General features: G+C 42.2%; 15 protein-coding genes. 10 read left to right on the top strand and 5 right to left on the bottom strand.

Translation table 11 applies throughout. From position 1 onward, the window contains the following. The first annotated feature begins 85 nt into the window (after positions 1–85). Both KTR07_RS21105 and KTR07_RS21095 read left to right on the top strand, forming a co-directional pair. Positions 86–727: a hypothetical protein gene (locus KTR07_RS21105; protein WP_022472132.1), complete on the top strand. Its 642-nt coding sequence runs from the start codon at positions 86–88 to the stop codon at positions 725–727. Positions 728–1267: 540 nt separating this feature from the next. Next, complete coding sequence (locus tag KTR07_RS21095) at positions 1268–2482, top strand: ATP-binding protein (protein WP_022472130.1); 1215 nt, start codon at positions 1268–1270, stop codon at positions 2480–2482. Positions 2483–2489: 7 nt separating this feature from the next. Here KTR07_RS21095 and KTR07_RS21090 read toward each other — a convergent pair whose 3' ends face one another. After that, a complete protein-coding gene (locus KTR07_RS21090; RefSeq protein ID WP_008767146.1) occupies positions 2490–3557 on the bottom strand; it encodes a M20 family metallo-hydrolase in 1068 nt (355 codons plus the stop codon). 109 nt (positions 3558–3666) lie between these two features. Between KTR07_RS21090 and KTR07_RS21085 the strand changes: the two genes are divergently transcribed. Further along, positions 3667–5472, top strand: a complete 1806-nt coding sequence (locus KTR07_RS21085) for a long-chain fatty acid--CoA ligase (RefSeq protein ID WP_008762502.1) — start codon at positions 3667–3669, stop codon at positions 5470–5472. A 131-nt stretch (positions 5473–5603) separates the two neighbouring features. Here the strand turns inward: KTR07_RS21085 and KTR07_RS21080 are convergent, their stop codons facing one another. Beyond that, the gene (locus tag KTR07_RS21080; protein ID WP_182423533.1) at positions 5604–8522 is read right to left on the bottom strand and encodes a pitrilysin family protein; all 2919 of its coding nucleotides are present in this window, start codon (positions 8520–8522) and stop codon (positions 5604–5606) included. 105 nt (positions 8523–8627) lie between these two features. On the opposite strand from KTR07_RS21080, the gene prfB reads away from it, so the two are divergent. The 7 genes from prfB to KTR07_RS21050 all read left to right on the top strand — a co-directional run bounded on the left by prfB (position 8628) and on the right by KTR07_RS21050 (position 14631). Next, positions 8628–9744, top strand: a protein-coding gene (gene prfB, locus KTR07_RS21075; protein ID WP_165360405.1) for a peptide chain release factor 2 whose coding sequence is annotated in 2 segments (ribosomal slippage) — positions 8628–8690 and positions 8692–9744 — 1116 coding nt in all. Because the reading frame shifts where the segments join, the coding sequence is not laid out codon by codon here. A gap of 83 nt (positions 9745–9827) precedes the next feature. Beyond that, positions 9828–9962 carry a hypothetical protein gene (locus KTR07_RS28635; RefSeq protein WP_010536260.1) on the top strand — a complete coding sequence of 45 codons (135 nt, stop codon included), beginning with the start codon at positions 9828–9830 and terminating at the stop codon, positions 9960–9962. 228 nt (positions 9963–10190) lie between these two features. Then, on the top strand, positions 10191–11243 hold the full coding sequence (locus tag KTR07_RS21070; protein WP_117860269.1) for a porin: 1053 nt from the start codon (positions 10191–10193) through the stop codon (positions 11241–11243). Positions 11244–11263: 20 nt separating this feature from the next. Next, positions 11264–11731, top strand: coding sequence for a CYTH domain-containing protein (locus tag KTR07_RS21065; RefSeq protein ID WP_117578038.1), 468 nt, complete (start codon positions 11264–11266; stop codon positions 11729–11731). A gap of 50 nt (positions 11732–11781) precedes the next feature. Continuing rightward, positions 11782–13074 (top strand): DUF4010 domain-containing protein, encoded by a 1293-nt coding sequence (locus tag KTR07_RS21060; protein WP_008762506.1) that lies wholly within the window; start codon positions 11782–11784, stop codon positions 13072–13074. A gap of 143 nt (positions 13075–13217) precedes the next feature. Continuing rightward, the gene (locus KTR07_RS21055; RefSeq protein ID WP_016269701.1) at positions 13218–13544 is read left to right on the top strand and encodes a helix-turn-helix domain-containing protein; all 327 of its coding nucleotides are present in this window, start codon (positions 13218–13220) and stop codon (positions 13542–13544) included. Beyond that, positions 13528–14631 (top strand): type II toxin-antitoxin system HipA family toxin, encoded by a 1104-nt coding sequence (locus KTR07_RS21050; RefSeq protein ID WP_022472127.1) that lies wholly within the window; start codon positions 13528–13530, stop codon positions 14629–14631. The genes KTR07_RS21055 and KTR07_RS21050 overlap by 17 nt, the downstream gene beginning before the upstream one ends. Positions 14632–14660: 29 nt before the next feature. Here KTR07_RS21050 and KTR07_RS21045 read toward each other — a convergent pair whose 3' ends face one another. From KTR07_RS21045 to KTR07_RS21035, 3 genes are read right to left on the bottom strand one after another with little or no spacing between them, the layout of a single operon-like run. Further along, a complete protein-coding gene (locus KTR07_RS21045; RefSeq protein ID WP_022472126.1) occupies positions 14661–15653 on the bottom strand; it encodes a DUF5689 domain-containing protein in 993 nt (330 codons plus the stop codon). A 26-nt stretch (positions 15654–15679) separates the two neighbouring features. Continuing rightward, entirely contained in the window at positions 15680–18427 is a 2748-nt protein-coding gene (locus tag KTR07_RS21040; protein WP_022472125.1) for a TonB-dependent receptor, read from the bottom strand. Between the two features lie 14 nt (positions 18428–18441). Continuing rightward, entirely contained in the window at positions 18442–19476 is a 1035-nt protein-coding gene (locus KTR07_RS21035; RefSeq protein WP_022472124.1) for an endonuclease/exonuclease/phosphatase family protein, read from the bottom strand. Position 19477 lies beyond the last annotated feature (1 nt).

The following is a 19477-nucleotide window of genomic DNA, read 5'->3' as shown; positions in this document are numbered from 1 at the left end:
GTAACTAACTAAATTTCAAATATTTCAAAGAACTCTTTTAGATTTTAATGGGACAGTAATGATTTTAAATAAAAACATTATGAATATGAAAGGTTTATTTTATTTAGTTGTTACTATGGTAGTAATAATTGCATGTACAAATGAAGAGTTTGATGCTAATTCAGAAGTTAAGAAGGAAGAAGTTAAAACAAAGATTGCATCATTAGCTGAAAAATATGATGTAAACGTCGATTTCTTTGAGATTAATCCTTCAGAAAAAACTGAAAATGAGATGTCATTAGAAGAAATTGAAGAATTGTTTCGTGATATAAAACAACTTAGAGAACACCCTGTTGAATTAAAGATGTATAAGGATAAAGAAGAAAATGGCTGTATGTTTTATTCTACTAAAGAGCAGAAACCTAGTGTGCCGCTTGCTAAAACACGTAGTGAAATTTATTCATTCAGTGATTGGATTTGGAATCTTACATGGTTTAGTGTAACTTTGATCGAAGATAACAAAAATGTAACAGTAATGACAGATATAACAGGATTATCAGTTTATACGTATTCTCAATCTTATGCGAGTGGCTATGTATCAGGAAATGCTATATCATTTAATAGTACGGGGAAAATTAAGGCAACTATAACTCAGGTTGTTGGCTTTAACCTTTCTTATGTTATTAATTCTTCAGGGACATACGATAAGAGTGCGGGAAAGGGAAGTGTTACAGTTTCTGCATATTAATGATTATTGAGAATAAAAATTATGATTATGCCTCCAATGTTTTTTGAAATTGTTTATGTTCTGATTTTGTTGATTGGGATATTGGTCGTGTTGAAAAGTCATCAACTTACTAAACCATATAAATATTTATGGGTCATTTTGGTTTTGTTATTTAATCTGTTAGGCATAATTGCCTTTTTGATATGGAAACAGTATCTTAACAAAATGAGCAATAGTGGATCGCATGGAAATGTCTGATTTGATATATAATATGAATCGGGTAAACTTTTTTCTCTATGCTCTTTGTAAATCCGGGATGGATTGAATAGACCATTGAAACTGGTTGTTTTTCTTTGATTTAGCCACCGTTATTATGATGGTGGCTAAATTTCTTATCTTAGATAAAGATACAGGAGGTGCCCCTTTTTTCATAAATGCCATTGTCGTTTCTGTCTATAACCATAAAACATACTTGAAATCGGAAGTTTTTAGGGGTATACCCCTAAAAACTTCCGATTAATTATTTATATTTGTGTCTATAACCCTAAAAACTTCAGTTGTATGATTAATCGTGAACTTTATATGGAGCAAATCACTCCTTTTATTGATAAGCCATTTGTGAAAGTTATCACTGGTATTCGTCGCTGTGGCAAGTCGGTCGTGTTGCGTTTAATTCGTGAGGAACTTTTACGAAGAGGAGTATCTGAGGATTATATTATTTATATGAACTTTGAAAGTTTCGAGTGGATAGACATGAAGGAGGCGAAGGCGTTATACGCTCATATTCGGGAAGCTACGAAAGCCCCGGGAAAATATTATATTCTCTTGGATGAGATTCAGGAAGTTACAGATTGGGAAAAGGCAGTGAATGCCTTTTTGGTTGACTTGGATGTAGATATTTATGTGACAGGTTCTAATTCACGTTTACTATCTTCCGAGTTTTCGACTTATTTGGCAGGAAGATACGTTGCCTTTCACATTATGACTTTATCCTTTAGAGAATATCTATTATTTCATGATCTCCCGCTGACAATTTCTGTATCCGACCGTAAAACGGAGTTTCTGAAATATCTTCGTATGGGAGGATTTCCGGCTATTCATACGGCAAACTATGATTATAATGCTATCTACAAAATAGTGTATGATATTTATTCTTCTGTCATTCTTCGTGATACCGTGCAGAGGCATAGCATTCGTAACGTAGAAATGCTTGAAAGAGTGGTGAAGTTTGTTTTTGATAATATTGGGAATAAACTAAATGCGAAAAATATTGCCGACTATTTCAAAAGTCAGCAACGGAAAGTAGATATCAATACGATTTATAATTATCTCAATGCTTTAGATAGTGCTTTTGTCATTCAACGTATACCACGTTATGACATCAAGGGCAAAGAGATTCTGCAAACCAATGAAAAGTATTTTGTAAGTGATCTTTCATTAATTTATTCTGTGATGGGATATCGGGACCGCTTAATAGGGGGAATGCTCGAAAATTTGGTTTGCATGGAGTTGAAACGCCGCGGATACGAAGTATATGTAGGTAAACAGGATGAAAAAGAAGTTGATTTTGTAGCCATTAGGCGTGAAGAGAAAATATATGTGCAGGTTACTTATCAACTTGGCTTGCAAGCAACCATCGATTGTGAGTTTGCCCCTTTACTGGCAATTGATGATCATTATCCTAAATATGTGGTTAGTATGGATGATCTATGGCAAGATAATATTGAAGGGGTTAAGCATCGGCATATAGCCGATTTTCTACTTGATGAGTGGTAAAGACGGACTAAAGCTTTAGTCCGTCTAACAAATCTAAATAAATCCCGATAGCCTCTTCTATCTCTTTCAGCATAATATACTCTTCGGCTGTATGTGAACGTGAAGAGCGTCCCGGACCGATCTTTACCGATGCAAAGGACATCAATGCCTGATCTGACAAAGTCGGGGAACCGAAAGGTATGCGTCCCATCTTCACCGCTTTCTGTACGAACGGATGTTTCTCATCAATTCGTGAAGAATTGAGACGGAACGAGCGGGCTTTCGCATCGCAGGCTATATGCTTTCTGATCTCTGCAAATAAATCTTCGTTGGAGTAAAGTTCGTTGCTTCGGATATCAACAACAAATGTACATTTATCGGGAACTACATTGTGCTGAGTGCCTGCATTGATGACCGTAACGCTCATTTTTACCGGTCCGAGTAAAGGTGATTCTTTCTCGAAACGATAATCACGGAACCAGGCGATATCGTTCAATACCTTATAAATGGCATTATCTCCTTCATCGCGTGCGGCATGTCCGGCTTTTCCCGTAGCAGTTACATCCAGTACCATCAACCCCTTTTCGGCAATGGCAGGTTGCATCTCCGTAGGTTCGCCTACGATAGCGAATGAAACAGGGGGTAACCCCGGTAATACACTTTCAATTCCCTCCTTACCCGAAACTTCTTCTTCGCAGGAAGCCAGATAGATGAGATTGTAATTTTGAGAAGTGCGACATAGTTGCAGGAACACCTGTAAGAGCGAAACAACACTGGCTCCGGCGTCGTTACTGCCCAATCCGTATAATTTACCGTTTTCCTCGCGGGGTGTGAAAGGGTCTTTGCGCCAGCCATTTACGGGTTTTACCGTGTCGATATGAGAATTGAGCAGGATTGTCGGCTTTTTAAGGTCGAACATAGGGCTGAGGCACCAAACATTGTTTCCTTTGCGTCCGGTCTGCATCCCTTCGGCTTCGATATAATTTTGCAGGAAATCAGCGGCTTGCGTCTCTTCCCGACTGATGGACGGAATGCTGATTAGTGATTTCAACAGGCTTACAGCTTCGGCTGTCATGGTTGGAATATCGTATTTCATATACAAACTTGTTAATTTAGAGCTTAATATTTGCACAAAGATACTCGTTTTGCGCAATAGTTTCAAATAAAACTAATACCTTTGTACCATATTTATCAATACAAAGAGTATGACTTATCATCATTTATCTGTCTTGGTCCACCGTCAGGCTGAAAAGTATGGCGACAGGGTAGCATTGAGATACCGCGACTATGAGACAGCACAATGGATTCCGATTACCTGGAATCAATTCTCCGGAACTGTACGACAGGCTGCTAATGCTTTCGTTGCGCTAGGAGTGGAGGAACAAGAGAATATCGGTATTTTTTCACAGAATAAACCTGAATGGTTCTATGTCGATTTCGGCGCATTTGCCAATCGCGGGGTTACTATTCCGTTCTATGCAACGAGTTCACCCGCACAGGCACAATACATTATCAACGATGCGCAAATCCGTTATCTTTTTGTAGGCGAACAGTATCAGTATGATTCTGCATTCAGCATCTTCGGCTTTTGTTCCTCGTTACAACAACTGATTATTTTCGACCGTTCGGTAGTAAAAGACCCGCGTGATGTCTCTTCCATCTATTTTGATGAGTTTATGGCAATGGGCGAAGGATTGCCGCATAATGAGGTGGTGGAAGAACGTACCGCACGTGCTTCTTACGATGATTTGGCTAACATCCTTTATACTTCCGGTACGACGGGAGAGCCGAAGGGAGTAATGTTGCATCATTCGTGCTATCTGGAGCAGTTCCATACGCATGACGAGCGTCTGACGACAATGACCGACAAGGACGTTTCTATGAACTTCCTTCCGTTGACACACGTATTCGAGAAGGCATGGTGCTATCTTTGTATTCATAAAGGAGTACAGATCTGCATCAATCTTCGTCCGGCAGATATCCAGACAACCATTAAAGAAATTCGCCCGACACTGATGTGCAGCGTACCCCGTTTCTGGGAAAAGGTATATGCCGGTGTACAGGAGAAGATCAATGAAACGACAGGATTGAAGAAGGCGCTGATGCTGGATGCCATCAAAGTCGGCAGAATCCATAATCTGGATTATCTTCGGTTGGGAAAGACCCCTCCGGTGATGAATCAACTGAAATATAAGTTCTACGAGAAGACTATTTATTCTTTGCTGAAGAAGACGATCGGTATTGAGAATGGAAATTTCTTTCCGACAGCCGGTGCAGCCGTGCCCGATGAAATCAATGAATTTGTTCATTCGGTAGGAATCAACATGGTGGTCGGCTATGGACTGACAGAGTCTACGGCTACGGTATCATGTACTTTGCCGGTAGGTTATGATATCGGTTCGGTAGGTGTGGTATTGCCGGGACTGGAAGTGAAGATAGGCGAAGACAATGAAATCCTGCTCCGTGGAAAAAGTATAACCAAAGGATATTATAAAAAAGCGGAGGCTACTGCTGCTGCTATCGATGCTGACGGCTGGTTCCATACAGGAGATGCCGGTTATTTCAAGAATGGGCAGTTATTCCTGACAGAGCGCATTAAGGATTTGTTTAAGACATCGAATGGTAAATATATTGCTCCGCAAGCATTGGAAACCAAACTGGTGATAGACCGTTATATTGACCAGATCGCTATTATCGCAGATCAGCGGAAGTTTGTTTCTGCCTTGATCGTTCCGGTGTACGGGTTTGTCAAGGACTATGCGAAGGAGAAAGGAATCGAATACAAAGATATGGCCGAACTGTTGCAGCATCCAAAGATTGTCGGTCTGTTCCGTGCACGGATAGAGACCTTGCAACAGCAATTTGCGCATTATGAACAGATCAAACGCTTCACATTACTTCCTGAACCTTTCAGCATGGAGCGTGGAGAATTGACTAATACATTGAAGTTGAAACGCTCAGTGGTTTCTGAAAACTACAAAGAACTGATTGAGAAGATGTACGAAGAATAAGGCTTTTCTCGGTCTGGCCTGATGATAAACGATAAACGGTGAACAAGCTGCATATTTGGCAAGCTGTTCACCGTTTGTTCTTTGTGTATCAATTGGCTATGTATCTGCTATTTTATAGAGAACACTATACTTTAGTAACCGAAGATTTGTTCCTGAGTGAGTTCCTCGATAGGGCCTACTGCTTTCAGCTTATTCATATCGAGGTCTTTCTTGTCTCCCAAGATGCAATACACATACGTGCGTCCTTTCACCCATTCCTTTTGGAAATCAACGATATCTTTCAATGTCATAGTCTGCACGTCATTATAGAGTTTGATGCGCGGATCTACGCTTTGTCCCAAATCCTGTGCATTGATATAAGTCCAGATAATATCGCTTTTGATGATGCGGTCGGTACGCATGCGGTTGATTAATCCTTCTTTTGCCAATTTGAAGGCTGCTTCGGATTCTGGCATATTGTTGATAATATCGTTGAACGTATTGACGGCATCAATCATCTTGTCATTTTGAGTTGCAATCTGGGTACGTATCGTATATGGATACTTCAGATAGCTTGGCGGCATTATACCCGCCCATGCGGAATAAGCCAGTCCGCGTGTTTCACGCATTTCCTGGAAGACGATGGAGTTCATGCCTCCGCCGAAATATTCGTTATATAATTCGCGGGTAGGTTCGATAGCCGGATCGTATTTCTTATCAAGATTGGAAATTTGCGCCATATAGATCTGTTTGGCTTCATAAGGAGCTACCAGTACTTTGGTCGCCGGTGTTTCAAGATAAGAAAACTCGTTTCCTGCAGGAATATCTTTCAGAGTAGCCGGTACCTGGTGATATTGGTCGATGGTAGCCAGCAGGTCTTTGCTGCTGCTAGGACCATAATACAGGATACGATGTTTGTAGTTGTTCTGATTATGAATCCGGTCAACCAGTTCCTGTGGATTCATGCTGGCGAGTTCTGCTTCCGTCAGTAAATTGGTGGCGGGAGACTTCGGACCGTACATCGCATAATTCATCAGGCGGGAGAAGTTCTGTCCTTGATTCAGTTTGGCATCTGCACGGGCTTTCAGTATATCTCCGACCAGATTGTCGTAAGCTTCCTTATTTACTTGTGCGTCTGCCAGTAATTTTTCGAATAGTTGCATGGCAGCCGGCATATTCTCATTCAGACCGGAAAGAACCACGTAGGTGCGTTCGTTGCCCGGAGAAACGTAGAAAGTACACGCCAGACGATAGAACTCGCTCTTCAGTTCTTCCGGTGTCATGTCGGAAGTGCCCAGATATTCAAGGTAGTCGAAAGCCGTTCCCAATGCTTTGTCGTTGTTGTTACCCATATCGAATACGTAGATCAGTTGGAAGAGATCGTTGGTAGTATTCTGCTTATAGAGTACCGGAATGTCGGATTTCGCTGTCAGCTGGCTCATATCTTTCTTGAAGTCGAGGAATACAGGTTCGATGGGCTTTACTGCATTCTCCTGTATGGAGGTAAGGAATGGACTTGCCACATCCCGGTTGGATACGATGGGAGTAATCTCCGGTTTTGTCATCTTCTTCTCGTTTGGGTCTTTGCCTTGTTTCTTGTAGACAACGGCATAATTATCCTCCTTCAGATATTTATCGGCAAAGGCCACGATATCCTCTTTGGTCAGTTTAGCCATGCGGTCGATGGCGGTTACTTCGTCCTCCCAGTTTGTTCCGTTAATGAATGAGTTGACGAATATGTCGGCACGTCCTTCATTGCTTTCCATGCTTTGGAGCTCGTAGAGCTTGAAGTTGTTGATATTGGCTTGCAGCATCTTCTCATCGAACTCTCCGGCACGAAGTTTCTTTATTTCGTTCAGCAAGAGGTCTTTGACTTCTTCCAGCATTTGTCCCTGTTTGGGAAGTCCGCCCAATATGAAGGCTGAGTAATCTGCCAGTCCCATCGGGTAACCGTAGCTGTTCAGCACCTTCTGCTGCTGGTTCAGATCAAGGTCGATGAGTCCTGCCTTTCCATTGTATAATACTTGCGAAACAACTTGCAGAACCTCGAAATCCTTGCTGGCCAATCCGGGGAATCTCCATGCCAGTGCAACGCTTTCCGCATCCGGACCTAATACCTCTTTAACTACAGGTGCGGTGATCGGATCTTCTTTCGGCAGATTCAGTTTGGGAAGTTCCGGATTCGGCTTCAAGCCTCCGAAGTATTTATCTATCAAGGCAATGGTTTCATCCGGGTCTAAATCTCCGGACATACAGATCGCCATATTATTGGGAACGTACCATTGTTTATAGTAATTCTTGATATTGGTGATGGAAGGGTTCTTCAGATTCTCCTGTGTACCCAATACGGTTTGTGTTCCATAAGGATGCTTGGGGAAGAGAGAGGAGAAGATCGCCTCCTGCACTTTGCTGTTGTCCCGGGTCAGAGACATATTTTTTTCTTCGTATACAGCTTCCAGTTCCGTATGGAAACCGCGGATGACATTATTCTCGAAGCGGTCTGCCTGAATCTTTGCCCAGTTCTCTATCTGATTGGAGGGGATATCTTCTTGATAGACAGTCTGGTCATACCATGTGTAGGCGTTGCTGCCGGAAGAACCGATAGCAGCCATCAGCTTGTCATATTCGTTGGGAATGGCGTATTTGGATGCTTCGTAAGAGAGACTGTCGATGGTGTGGTAGATCGCTTTGCGCTCTGCTTCGTCCGTCGTCTGGCGGTATATCTCAAATTGCTGTTCAATTTGGTCCAATAGTGGTTTTTCGGCAGCATAATCCTGTGTGCCATACTTGTCGGTACCTTTAAACATCAGGTGTTCAAAGTAGTGTGCCAGTCCGGTCGTTTCTGCCGGGTCGTTCTTTCCGCCCACCCGCACGGCGATGAATGTCTGAATGCGGGGAGTTTCCTTGTTTACAGTGAGGTAAACTTTTAATCCGTTGTCCAGTGTGTAGATGCGGGCTTTCAGCGGGTCATTGGGCACTGTCTCGTAGCTATACTTCTTTTGTGAGCTACAACTGCTCATCACTAATGCAAGGAAGAGCGATAAGCATGAAAGTTTCAGGAGTTTGTTCATATTGTGACAACATTTTAGTGACAGAAACAAAGGTAGCGGAATTTTTCTTACCTTTGCACCGAAAAGAGAAATTTGTAAATTGTAAATGATAAAATTGTAAATCACATGATTACTATTGAACAACTTAAAGACGTGAAAGAGCGCACTGATGCGCTGAGGAGGTATCTTTGACATCGACGGGAAGAAAATTCAAGTCGAAGAAGAGCAACTAAGAACGCAGGCGCCGGGATTCTGGGATGACCAGAAGAAAGCGGAAGCCCAGATGAAACTGGTGAAAGACCTGCAAAAGTGGATTGACGGCTATAATGAAGTCAAGACACTGGCGGACGAACTGGAACTGTCGTTCGATTTTTATAAAGAAGAATTAGTGACTGAGGGAGATGTGGACACGGCTTATGCGAAAGCCAGTGAAGCGGTGGAAGCACTCGAACTCAAGAATATGCTGCGTGATGAAGCTGACCAGATGGCCTGTGTGTTGAAAATCAACTCCGGTGCGGGTGGTACGGAAAGTCAGGACTGGGCATCTATGTTGATGCGTATGTATCTGCGCTATGCTGAAACGAACGGTTACAAGGCTACTATCGCCAACCTTCAGGAAGGGGATGAGGCAGGAATCAAAACCTGTACCATCAATATTGAGGGAGATTTCGCTTATGGTTATCTGAAAGGAGAGAACGGTGTTCACCGTCTGGTACGTGTTTCTCCGTACAATGCGCAAGGCAAGCGCATGACATCGTTTGCTTCCGTGTTCGTCACTCCGTTGGTGGACGACAGTATCGAAGTGAATATTCTGCCTGCCTGCATTTCATGGGATACATTCCGAAGCGGTGGTGCCGGTGGTCAGAACGTTAATAAGGTGGAATCCGGCGTCCGTCTGCGCTATCAGTACAAAGACCCTTATACGGGAGAAGAAGAGGAAATCCTTATCGAGAATACCGAAACTCGTGACCAGCCGAAGAACCGTGAGAATGCAATGCGCCAGTTGCGCTCTATCTTATACGATAAAGAATTGCAGCACCGCATGGCAGAACAAGCGAAAGTGGAAGCCGGTAAGAAGAAAATCGAATGGGGATCGCAGATTCGCAGCTATGTATTCGATGACCGTCGCGTGAAAGACCATCGTACCAACTATCAGACTTCGGATGTAAACGGAGTGATGGATGGTAAAATCGAGGAATTCATCAAAGCCTATCTGATGGAATTTTCATCGCAGGAATCATAAAAACAAAAATTAGCGAGTGTTATTTTTGGAAAGTTAAAAGATTTGTTTTTACTTTGTTAGCGTTGAACTTTAAAGCTAACATTATGGGTAAAAGTAAGAGAAAAGTAGCACATAGTAAGAAAGAGGAGGAGCAGGCCCAGCGGGTAGTCAAGATAGTATTTGTTTCACTCATTATTTTGGCGCTGATTATGCTGATCGCATATTCCTTTTTCGGCTGATTGATTCACCACAGGTTACACAGTTTTGCATGGACGGGGACACGTTGATTGTCGACGGTGAATATCCATGCTGACGAGGGTAGTCCGTGGTGAATTCTTTTTTTGTAACCCCTTTGTTATCCGTGTAACAGTATTGTAACCATTCTGTAATTTCACCGTATCTCTTTTGTAATCTCTCCGTATCTTGCTCATTGTACCTTTGCCGCGAATTAAGTAGCAAACAACTGAATGAGTAGAATTACAACAACCGTCGCCCTGCTTTTGTTGGCGACAGCAGCCTGCGGACAGGCTAAAGAAGATGCCGGGGATGGCAAACAGCTGGATAAGCAGACCATGGAACTGAAAGATTATTTGCCTGAAATTCATGGGACAATCCGGGGAAAATATGAGTTCCAGACAGAAACCAACGAAAGCCGTTTTGAAGTGCGGAATGCCCGCTTCAGTGTTTCGGGAAATGTACATCCGATTGTTGCCTATAAAGCGGAGATCGATTTGTCCGACGAGGGTTCCATCAAGATGCTTGATGCGTATGCCCGTGTATTTCCTGTCAAGGACCTGAATTTTACGATTGGTCAGATGCGTGTACCTTTCACGATCGACGCCCATCGTTCTCCCCATCAGCAGTATTTTGCCAATCGTTCTTTTATAGCCAAGCAGGTGGGCAATGTGCGTGATGTCGGCTTCACCGGTTGTTATACACAAAAAGAAGGTCTTCCTTTTATCCTTGAAGGTGGATTGTTTAACGGCTCCGGACTGACTAATCAGAAGGAATGGCATAAGACCTTGAATTATTCGATAAAAGCACAGTTGCTGCCTAATAAAAATTGGAATCTCACTTTGAGCACTCAAATGATAAAGCCGGAACATACCCGTATTAATATGTATGATGCCGGCATCTACTATCAGAATAATCGTTTTCATATCGAAGCGGAGTATTTGTATAAAATGTATGGACACGAAGCGTTTAAGGACGTTCATGCGGTCAATAGCTTTGTGAATTATGATTTGCCGTTGAAAAAAGTATTCAATAAGATTTCTTTTCTGGCCCGTTATGATATGATGACTGACCACAGTAATGGGCTGGCGGACAGTGAGACAGGTGTTTTGAAGATAAACGACTATGCCCGTCATCGTGTGACAGGCGGTATCACGCTGAGCCTTTCCAAAGCTTTTATTGCCGATCTCCGTCTCAACTTTGAGAAGTATTTCTATCAGAAGTCCGGAGTTCCCAAAGAATCGGAGCGTGATAAAATCGTTATTGAGTTTATGACGAGATTTTGATTTTTAATTATCTTTGTGCTATGGCACAAGAAATAGAACGTAAATTTTTAGTTTCCGGTGATTTTAAATCCTTTGCTTTTGCGCAGAGCCGGATTATGCAGGGATATATTTGCAGCGCCCGTGGTCGGACGGTGCGGGTTCGTATTCGTGACGATAAAGGTTATCTCACTATCAAAGGTGCTTCCAATGAATCGGGTACCAGTCGCTATGAGTGGGAAAAGGAACTTCCCTTGTCCGAAGCGGAAGAACTGATGAAACTTTGCGAACCGGGAATGATTGATAAGACCCGTTATCTGGTACGTAGTGGCAATCATATCTTCGAAGTAGACGAGTTCTACGGTGAGAATGAAGGACTTATTGTGGCTGAAGTAGAGCTGGGCACGGAAGATGAGGCGTTTGTCAAGCCCGGGTTTATTGGCGAAGAAGTGACCGGGGATATACGCTACTATAACTCTCACCTGATGAAAAAACCGTATAAAACGTGGTGAATGTTAACAAATAAGCTGTATATTTGTTCCTAGTACTAAAAGAGCAGTATATGGAACAGTTGTACAATTATCTACCGAGAGAACTGATAACTTTCGTTCTGGTTACTTTATTTTCTTTACTTATCGGACTGTCACAACGACGGATCAGTCTGAAGCGTGAAGGGGAAACAACTCTCTTCGGGACTGATCGTACATTTACTTTCATTGGTATTCTAGGCTATTTGCTCTATATACTCGATCCTACGGATATGCGTCTGTTTATGGGTGGTGGTGCTGTGCTCGGTTTATTGCTGGGCTTGAACTATTACGTCAAGCAGTCTCAATTCCATGTTTTTGGTGTAACGACCATTATTATTGCACTGATTACTTATTGTCTGGCTCCTATTGTTTCTACCCAGCCTTCCTGGTTTTATGTGATGGTGATTGTGACGGTGCTTTTATTGACAGAGCTTAAACATACCTTTACGGAGTTTGCCCAGCGGATGAAGAACGATGAGATGATTACATTGGCAAAGTTCTTGGCTATCAGTGGTATCATATTGCCTATGTTACCGCACAAGAACCTGATTCCGGATATTAATCTCACTCCTTATTCTATTTGGCTGGCGACGGTTGTTGTCTCCGGTATCTCGTATTTGTCTTACTTACTGAAACGCTATGTGTTTCATGAATCGGGAGTATTGGTTTCCGGCATTATCGGTGGATTATATAGTAGTACTGCCACAATTTCGGTATTGGCCCGTAAAAGCAGAAAGGCTTCCGAGCAGGAGGCGAACGAATATGTAGCTGCTATGCTGCTTGCGGTCAGCATGATGTTTCTGCGTTTTATGATATTGATTCTGATCTTTAGCAGGGAGATATTTACATCTATCTATCCTTATCTTTTGATTATGTCTGTGGTAGCTGCCGTTGTTGCGTGGTTTATCCATTCCCGTCATCGACGCTCCAAGGATATGACCGATGAGTCGGAAGATGAGGACAGCAGTAACCCGCTCGAATTTAAAGTTGCTCTGATTTTTGCCACTCTCTTCGTTGTGTTTACAGTGCTGACGCACTATACTTTGGTTTATGCGGGTACAGGCGGATTGAATCTGCTTTCTTTTGTATCCGGACTTAGTGACATTACTCCTTTTATCTTGAACCTTTTGCAGAATACAGGGAGCGTAGCTGTACTGGTTGTTGTGGCTTGCAGTATGCAGGCTATTATCAGTAATATTCTGGTGAATATGTTTTATGCTTTATTTTTTGCAGGGAAAGGTAGTAAGTTACGTCCCTGGATTTTGGGAGGATTCGGGACGGTGATCGGGGTAAATCTTGTGTTGCTTCTGTTCTTCTATTTGTAGAAAAGGGGGGCATCCTTTTTGTTGCCGAATACACTCAATAGAACTGGCTTATATTTTGTTTTTTTGAATAAAGAAACTATCTTTGTATTTAGATATAATAGTATCTGAATAGTGCTATTTTTTAATTAATTGAATACAATTGTATGCCTTTACTTTATAATTTTGATGTAGAGAGACCCGAAGAGTTGCTGGCAATTCTGGCTCAGAATCTGCAGAAACGCAGGCTTGAGAAAGGACTTTCCCGAGAAGCTCTTACCGAACTTAGCGGAGTTCCGACGCCTACTATTGCCAAGTTCGAACAAAAGCATACTATTTCATTAGCATCCTATGTGGCATTAGCAAAAGCGTTGGGTTATTCCAAAGCTATCAAGGAACTTTTATCTGAACCGCTGTTTAGTACAATGGAGGAGTTGGAAATGATTAATAAGAATAAAAACAGAAAGAAGGGGCGTAATGAAATCAGTAAATAAACTGATAGTAACCTATCATAGTAGAAGTGTTGGAACTCTCAGTATGACACCTGATAATCGGCTATGCGCATTTCAGTATGATAGAGAGTGGTTGGCTAATGGGTTTTCTATCTCTCCGCTTGACTTGCCTTTAAAACCTGATTTGTTTATTGCTAAGCCACAACCTTTTTGGGGAAACTTTGGTATTTTTGAAGACAGTCTCCCTGATGGATATGGGCGTTATTTACTTCATCGTTTACTCAAAAAACAAGGGGTGAATGATAGCGAGCTAACTCCCTTGCAACGGTTGAGTATAGTCGGGACATCAGGGATGGGAGCTCTTTGCTATATACCGGAGACATACATTGGCGAAGAAAAATCTCTTCCGACACTGGATTGCCTTCAGCAAATGGCATTGGACATACTGTCAGAGAAGTCATATGAGGATGAAGAGGTACTTTACTTTAATAGTGGCAACTCAGGTGGATGCCGCCCTAAATGTTTACTTCACGATACAGAAGGAGCTTGGTTGGTGAAGTTCAGGCATACATATGATCCGAAAGATATGGGAGCGATGGAGTATCGTTATAATGAAGTCGCTCGTAAATGTGGCATAACAGTACCGGACTTTAAATTGATGGACGGAAAGTATTTTGCTACCAAACGTTTTGATATTGAAAATGGTATTAGGTATCATATTGCTACGGCAGGGGCACTACTTAATGAATCTATTATGCAACCCAGATTGGATTATAAGACTTTACTGCACTTGGTTGGTTATCTTACCCAAGACCCTAAACAGGTAGATGAAATGTTCCGGCGTATGGTGTTCAATGTCTTAACGGATAATAAAGATGACCATGCCAAAAACTTTAGTTTCATTTATAAAGAGGGGAACTGGGCGTTAGCTCCGGCTTATGACTTGACCCGATGCAATAACGGATATAATGGAGAACATGCTACCTCTGTTAATAATCATGGTAATCCTACTATAGAAGATATGCTGATTGTTGGAGAGAGCATTCGTATTCCTCGGAAAAAGGGAAAAGAGATGATATTGACTATTGCAGAAGGGTGTGCTGAGTTATTATCTAAAAAAGGCATCTGAGAAACAGATGCCTTTTTTAATGAAGTTATTTAGAAATCAATATCGTTCATGCTATTAACCAATAACTGATATTTAATATATCCTCCACTTTTAGAAGAATATTTGGTATAAATAGCGGTGATATTACCTTTGGCACCATCTGCAGGCAGAGGCTGAAGTGCGAAGTTTGAATATCCGCTGACACGCAGGATATAGTTGCCACCTGTAGATGTCGTATTGTCATAAGCAAACCAGGAAGAACCATAATAGCGATTACCTCCATAGCTGTAAGCATAGGTTGGAGTCAATCCTTCTTCTGCATAATATTTGTTTTCATATACAGCGGTGGTTGAACCGTTCGGGTAAGTTGTTTCTAGATATTGAGGATACTTGTCGCCGTCGTATGTGCCTTCTTTGTAAGTCAGTCCTTCGAAACGTACCAAACGTCCTAATGCATCATCATTCAATTCTGTTTTATAATTATTTTCATTGATAACCAATATGTCGTCTTCTGTCAGACTGCCGAGTTCACCTTTGAATACATGTTGATCTACAAATAAGGTATTCTCGAGATTACGGTTTGCATAACCTTTGGAAATGTCTTCTGCTGTCGGCATTCCACCTACACTTAACATATAACGATAGCTACCGATAGCCAGACCTTTGGTTTTAACAAAGAGAGTCTGCCCTACATGAAAATAAACATAGTTGCTAACCATCAATTTCAGTTCAATGGCTGATTTGGATGATTCATCATAGATGTATACTGATTTGTATACATTACCGGCTTGGTCGCTTGAGATGACTTTTCCGCTGATGACATAGTCTTCTGTGATTTCCAGAGTTTTTCCCAGACTGGCTGCACCGTTTCCGTATTCTTTATAGAAAAGTTGCTTAAAGTCCTTGATGGAGATTAGTTTGCTATTTGAGAAGTCTTCTTTTGTCCAGACTTTGGCTGGAGCAGGCTCTTCAAATTCGTTGTAGCAGCTACTGAAACCGAGCACTACTACCGCAAGCATAAATAATTTAAATATTTTGTTCATAACTGTTCTTTTTACTTATGATGTCCTTAGAAACGGAAATAAATGTTCATGTAATAGGTTGTACCGAACATATAGAAATATTTCGAATCAAACGGTTGGTAAGTTTGATAACTTTCATCCTTGTTCTTCAGCAGACGAACTTGTTCATAACCGCCGGTCTTGATATTCTGGTTGTTGAGCAGGTTCTTTACCTCCAGGCTGAAACCAAGAGTATAGGCACGGTTAATGTACCAGTTCTTACCAACACTTGCATTTAAAACGCAAGCAGAGTTGAATTTCTCCTGATTACGTAACGTTGCGATATCTTCTTCAGTCATTCCCGGTGTCAGTACGGCATCTGTACGATAGAGCGGACTCATAGATAAGTACATATTATTATAATAGTTCATATCTAATGACGCAAATATGTTTTTAGGACCACGGTAAGACAAGCCTACGTTCAGTGCTGTTTGCGGAGTGCTTTCTACACGGAAGTTCTTCCAGTATACTTTACCCTGGTTTTTGATTTCTCCACTATTATCCTGAATCTGTACATAATCCGGGTTATTGTCATAAGTGAATTGTCCCCAGCTGATGGCTGCATTCAGAGAAAGTCCTGCATAGATAGGTACAGAAGCTGCTGCTTCAAGTCCGAAGTGACGTTTGTTGATACCGCTCATTGCAAAGTTGGAGAAGGTAGCTTCTACGTCATCATAATAAGAGAGAACTTTGGACTGATCCATAAACTTCGTATAGTATCCGGAGATACGTGCTTTAACATCCCCCCAACGCAAGTTATAAGAGGCGTCTACACCAAATACCTTCTCGCTTGAAATACCCGGAGTCGCAGAGTTACGGGTACGGGGAGAAACAAATGAAGCCTGGAAGGCAGGAGCATCCTGCATATAGATGATGTTGGCATCAATAGAATGAGCAGCAGAGAACTTATAGCTGAAGTTGGCTTTCAGTTTATAAGTCAGGTAATTCTGCTTCTTAGAGTCTCCTTGAGAATTGTCAAGGAACAACCCTTTTTTCCAAATACCATGACGCCACAGAGTAGTATGTCCGAGTTCTCCACCCAGATTGACTCCAAAGTTGCCGAAGTTTCTGCTATATTGTGCCCAAGCGCGTGCGTTGATAATATTTCCGTAGTAGTCGTAGCTGTATTTATCACCCTTCTTGACAGCTTGGGCATGACCGTACTTATCATAGTACTCCATGTTGTTCTGGTAAAGGATTGGGTTCATACCACCCATGTCACGTTCGGCAAACTTGTCTACGTCTACCCAGTAATCACCACCCAGCAAATCTTTCACTTCGCTATAATATTCTGTGCGATTACGACGCAAGTTCAATCCACCGTTAATTTTAGAATTGTCACGGAAGATATGAGAAAATTGTGTGTAGAGATTCCAGTCTATCTGATCGGCATGGCGTTCTTCAATCATGTTGATGGCACGATGACCGGCTCCATAGGTCGGGTTCTCTTCCTGGCTTTGGTTGATATGATACAAGTTGTCCCAGTTGATGTGGCGGATGTTATTAGTATTTCCCATCCATGCTTCATACAGTTGTGCTCCGACGTAAGTGTTGTTATAGAAACTCGGTAAATAACGGTAATAGTCGGGACGTGGGTCGGGACCACCGTACCAAGTCAGCGCAGAGTAACCGTTCTGTCCGAAACGTACAGAGGTTGCAACGTTTAATTGTGAACGGTCATTGATGTCGAATGTATAATTCAACATCGTAATAGGTTCATGATAGCTGCGCACACGTGCGTTGACACGCTTTCCATTCAGCCAACCCCAGTTTGGATTGTAGTAGTTGTTGCCTACTAAGTCGTAGACTTCCTGAGTAGAAGCTTGTTGTGCACCACGTTCTGTGGGAGCACCCAGGATGCTTAATGCCAAGCGGTGTTGTGAATTGAATTGCTTTTCTACAGCGGCAAAATATCCGAAGGCATTGTAGTACACACCGTTTACATAAGAGTTTCCTCCCTGGCGGGTTGATACGGAGAAGGCATAAGACCAGCCGTTATCCTGTAATCCGGATGCATAGGTCAGCATACCACGGAAGCGGTACATGGAGTTACCGTTAACTACGCTGGCGCGAAGGCCTTTGCGCATCTGTGAAGGACGGGTATTGATATTTGTTGTACCTGCGATACCACCGATGCCCATATCCCCCATGTTCAGCGCAGATGTGACTTCCTGATTACGAGTCGCATCATTCAAGCCGCTCCACAAAGACCAGGGAGTATATCCTGTCATTGCGTCATTCAGTTGAATACCGTTCATATAAACGTCGGAGTATTGAGAATCATAACCACGTACATTGAAACGCATTTCACTGAATTTGTAGGAAGCAATGTTATTGAATACGTCTTTTGATGCGGACAGAGACGAGGGAAGTGATTGTGCATCCTCCAGCGTTTCTGTGTCAAATTCGGCAAAGATAGCATCGTCCATCGTAGGAGCAACGTTTTCAGGGATCAAAATGACGTTATTGATATCTCTGATCAACTTATCCACACGGACAGCCAGAGTTAAAGGTTCGAACTCTGCAGCTTCGAAAGACAGCGTGTATTCTCCTTTTGCCAGGTTTTCGATGACGAAGTTACCCGACGCATCAGTCTTGGTTGTTACATCTCCCGGGGTTAATGTCACTTTTACGCCGTCTATGGCCGCACGTGTCGTACGGGAAACGACTTTACCTTTGACTCCACCATTGTTTTGTGCAAAAACAGTGAATGACATCAAAGATAATACCATGAATAGGATTGTTTTGATTTTCATATAAACTTATTTTTTTATTTACCTATATAGATATATACGGGGAAGTGGTCACTGTAACCTCCCTGGAAGTTATTACCTACGTATGTGCGCAATGGATATCCTTTGTATTGTCCTTCTTTCTGCACCATGTAAAGTTGCTTGAAGATATTTCCATAGAATTTAGATCCGGGAGCTTGCTGCAATTTCAGCTTTCCTGTCGATCCTTTTGCTAAATTCTCGGATACTACAATATTATCAAAGATATTCCAGGCATCTCCGTAGGCTAGTGTTCCGTATCCTGCTTTGAGCATATCGGCATAAGGAGCGAAGAAGTCGCCTTCCTTCAAATCTTTCAGTTTGAATTTGGCTCCTAACCCTTGTGCTATACTTTTGTCGGTCGGATCATCATTGAAGTCTCCCATCATAACCACTTTCGTGTTAGGATTGGCCTTCATTACAGAGTCTGCAATGCTGCGCATCTGTTCGCCTACAGCGATACGTTTAAATTCTGAAGCTTCTTTTCCTCCCAGGCGTGAAGGCCAGTGTGCTACCATAAAGAAGAAGGGTTCGTTTTCAATCGTTCCCCAAAGCGTCAGGATATCACGGGTCTTGAAGTCCGGAAGTGAAGGGATGACTGTTCTTACAGCTTTTTCTCCTTCTATTTTAAACACATCGGGACGATACAGAAAAGCAACGTCTACACCGCGGGCTTCAGGAGAGTCGAAATGTGAAATCCGATAGTTTGCCGGAGCCAGTTTGCGGGTTGCGATAATATCTTCCAGTACACTGCGGTTTTCTACTTCCGATACACCGATAATTACCGGATAATCCTTGTTGATAGCTGCAATATCGAAGAATACACGTTCTGTGTTAGCCAACTTCTTATTGTACTTGGCTGAGTTCCACTTCTTAGGTCCTTCGGGAGTAAATTCATCATCGTGAACTTCCGGATCATTGATTGTATCGAAGAAGTTCTCAAGATTGTAAAATACAACCTTATACGGTTTCTGCGCAAAGCTGAACGATATCAGCAGCGCAAAGAGCGCGGTTACTAATAACAGTTTTTTCATA

It is taken from the genome of Bacteroides sp. MSK.20.82 (assembly GCF_019052485.1).
Lineage (GTDB): Bacteria > Bacteroidota > Bacteroidia > Bacteroidales > Bacteroidaceae > Bacteroides > Bacteroides thetaiotaomicron.
This window is presented reverse-complemented; position numbering and strand designations above follow the sequence as displayed.

What these genes read in the sequence shown, in the direction of transcription:
- KTR07_RS21040 (WP_022472125.1), bottom strand. Translation starts at nt 18,427, where the DNA reads ATGAAAATCAAAACAATCCTATTCATGGTATTATCTTTGATGTCATTC.
- KTR07_RS21060 (WP_008762506.1), top strand. Translation starts at nt 11,782, where the DNA reads ATGGAACAGTTGTACAATTATCTACCGAGAGAACTGATAACTTTCGTT.
- KTR07_RS21090 (WP_008767146.1), bottom strand. Translation starts at nt 3,557, where the DNA reads ATGAAATACGATATTCCAACCATGACAGCCGAAGCTGTAAGCCTGTTG.
- KTR07_RS21035 (WP_022472124.1), bottom strand. Translation starts at nt 19,476, where the DNA reads ATGAAAAAACTGTTATTAGTAACCGCGCTCTTTGCGCTGCTGATATCG.
- KTR07_RS28635 (WP_010536260.1), top strand. Translation starts at nt 9,828, where the DNA reads ATGGGTAAAAGTAAGAGAAAAGTAGCACATAGTAAGAAAGAGGAGGAG.
- KTR07_RS21065 (WP_117578038.1), top strand. Translation starts at nt 11,264, where the DNA reads ATGGCACAAGAAATAGAACGTAAATTTTTAGTTTCCGGTGATTTTAAA.
- KTR07_RS21045 (WP_022472126.1), bottom strand. Translation starts at nt 15,653, where the DNA reads ATGAACAAAATATTTAAATTATTTATGCTTGCGGTAGTAGTGCTCGGT.
- KTR07_RS21105 (WP_022472132.1), top strand. Translation starts at nt 86, where the DNA reads ATGAAAGGTTTATTTTATTTAGTTGTTACTATGGTAGTAATAATTGCA.
- KTR07_RS21055 (WP_016269701.1), top strand. Translation starts at nt 13,218, where the DNA reads ATGCCTTTACTTTATAATTTTGATGTAGAGAGACCCGAAGAGTTGCTG.
- KTR07_RS21080 (WP_182423533.1), bottom strand. Translation starts at nt 8,522, where the DNA reads ATGAACAAACTCCTGAAACTTTCATGCTTATCGCTCTTCCTTGCATTA.
- KTR07_RS21070 (WP_117860269.1), top strand. Translation starts at nt 10,191, where the DNA reads ATGAGTAGAATTACAACAACCGTCGCCCTGCTTTTGTTGGCGACAGCA.
- KTR07_RS21085 (WP_008762502.1), top strand. Translation starts at nt 3,667, where the DNA reads ATGACTTATCATCATTTATCTGTCTTGGTCCACCGTCAGGCTGAAAAG.
- KTR07_RS21050 (WP_022472127.1), top strand. Translation starts at nt 13,528, where the DNA reads ATGAAATCAGTAAATAAACTGATAGTAACCTATCATAGTAGAAGTGTT.
- KTR07_RS21095 (WP_022472130.1), top strand. Translation starts at nt 1,268, where the DNA reads ATGATTAATCGTGAACTTTATATGGAGCAAATCACTCCTTTTATTGAT.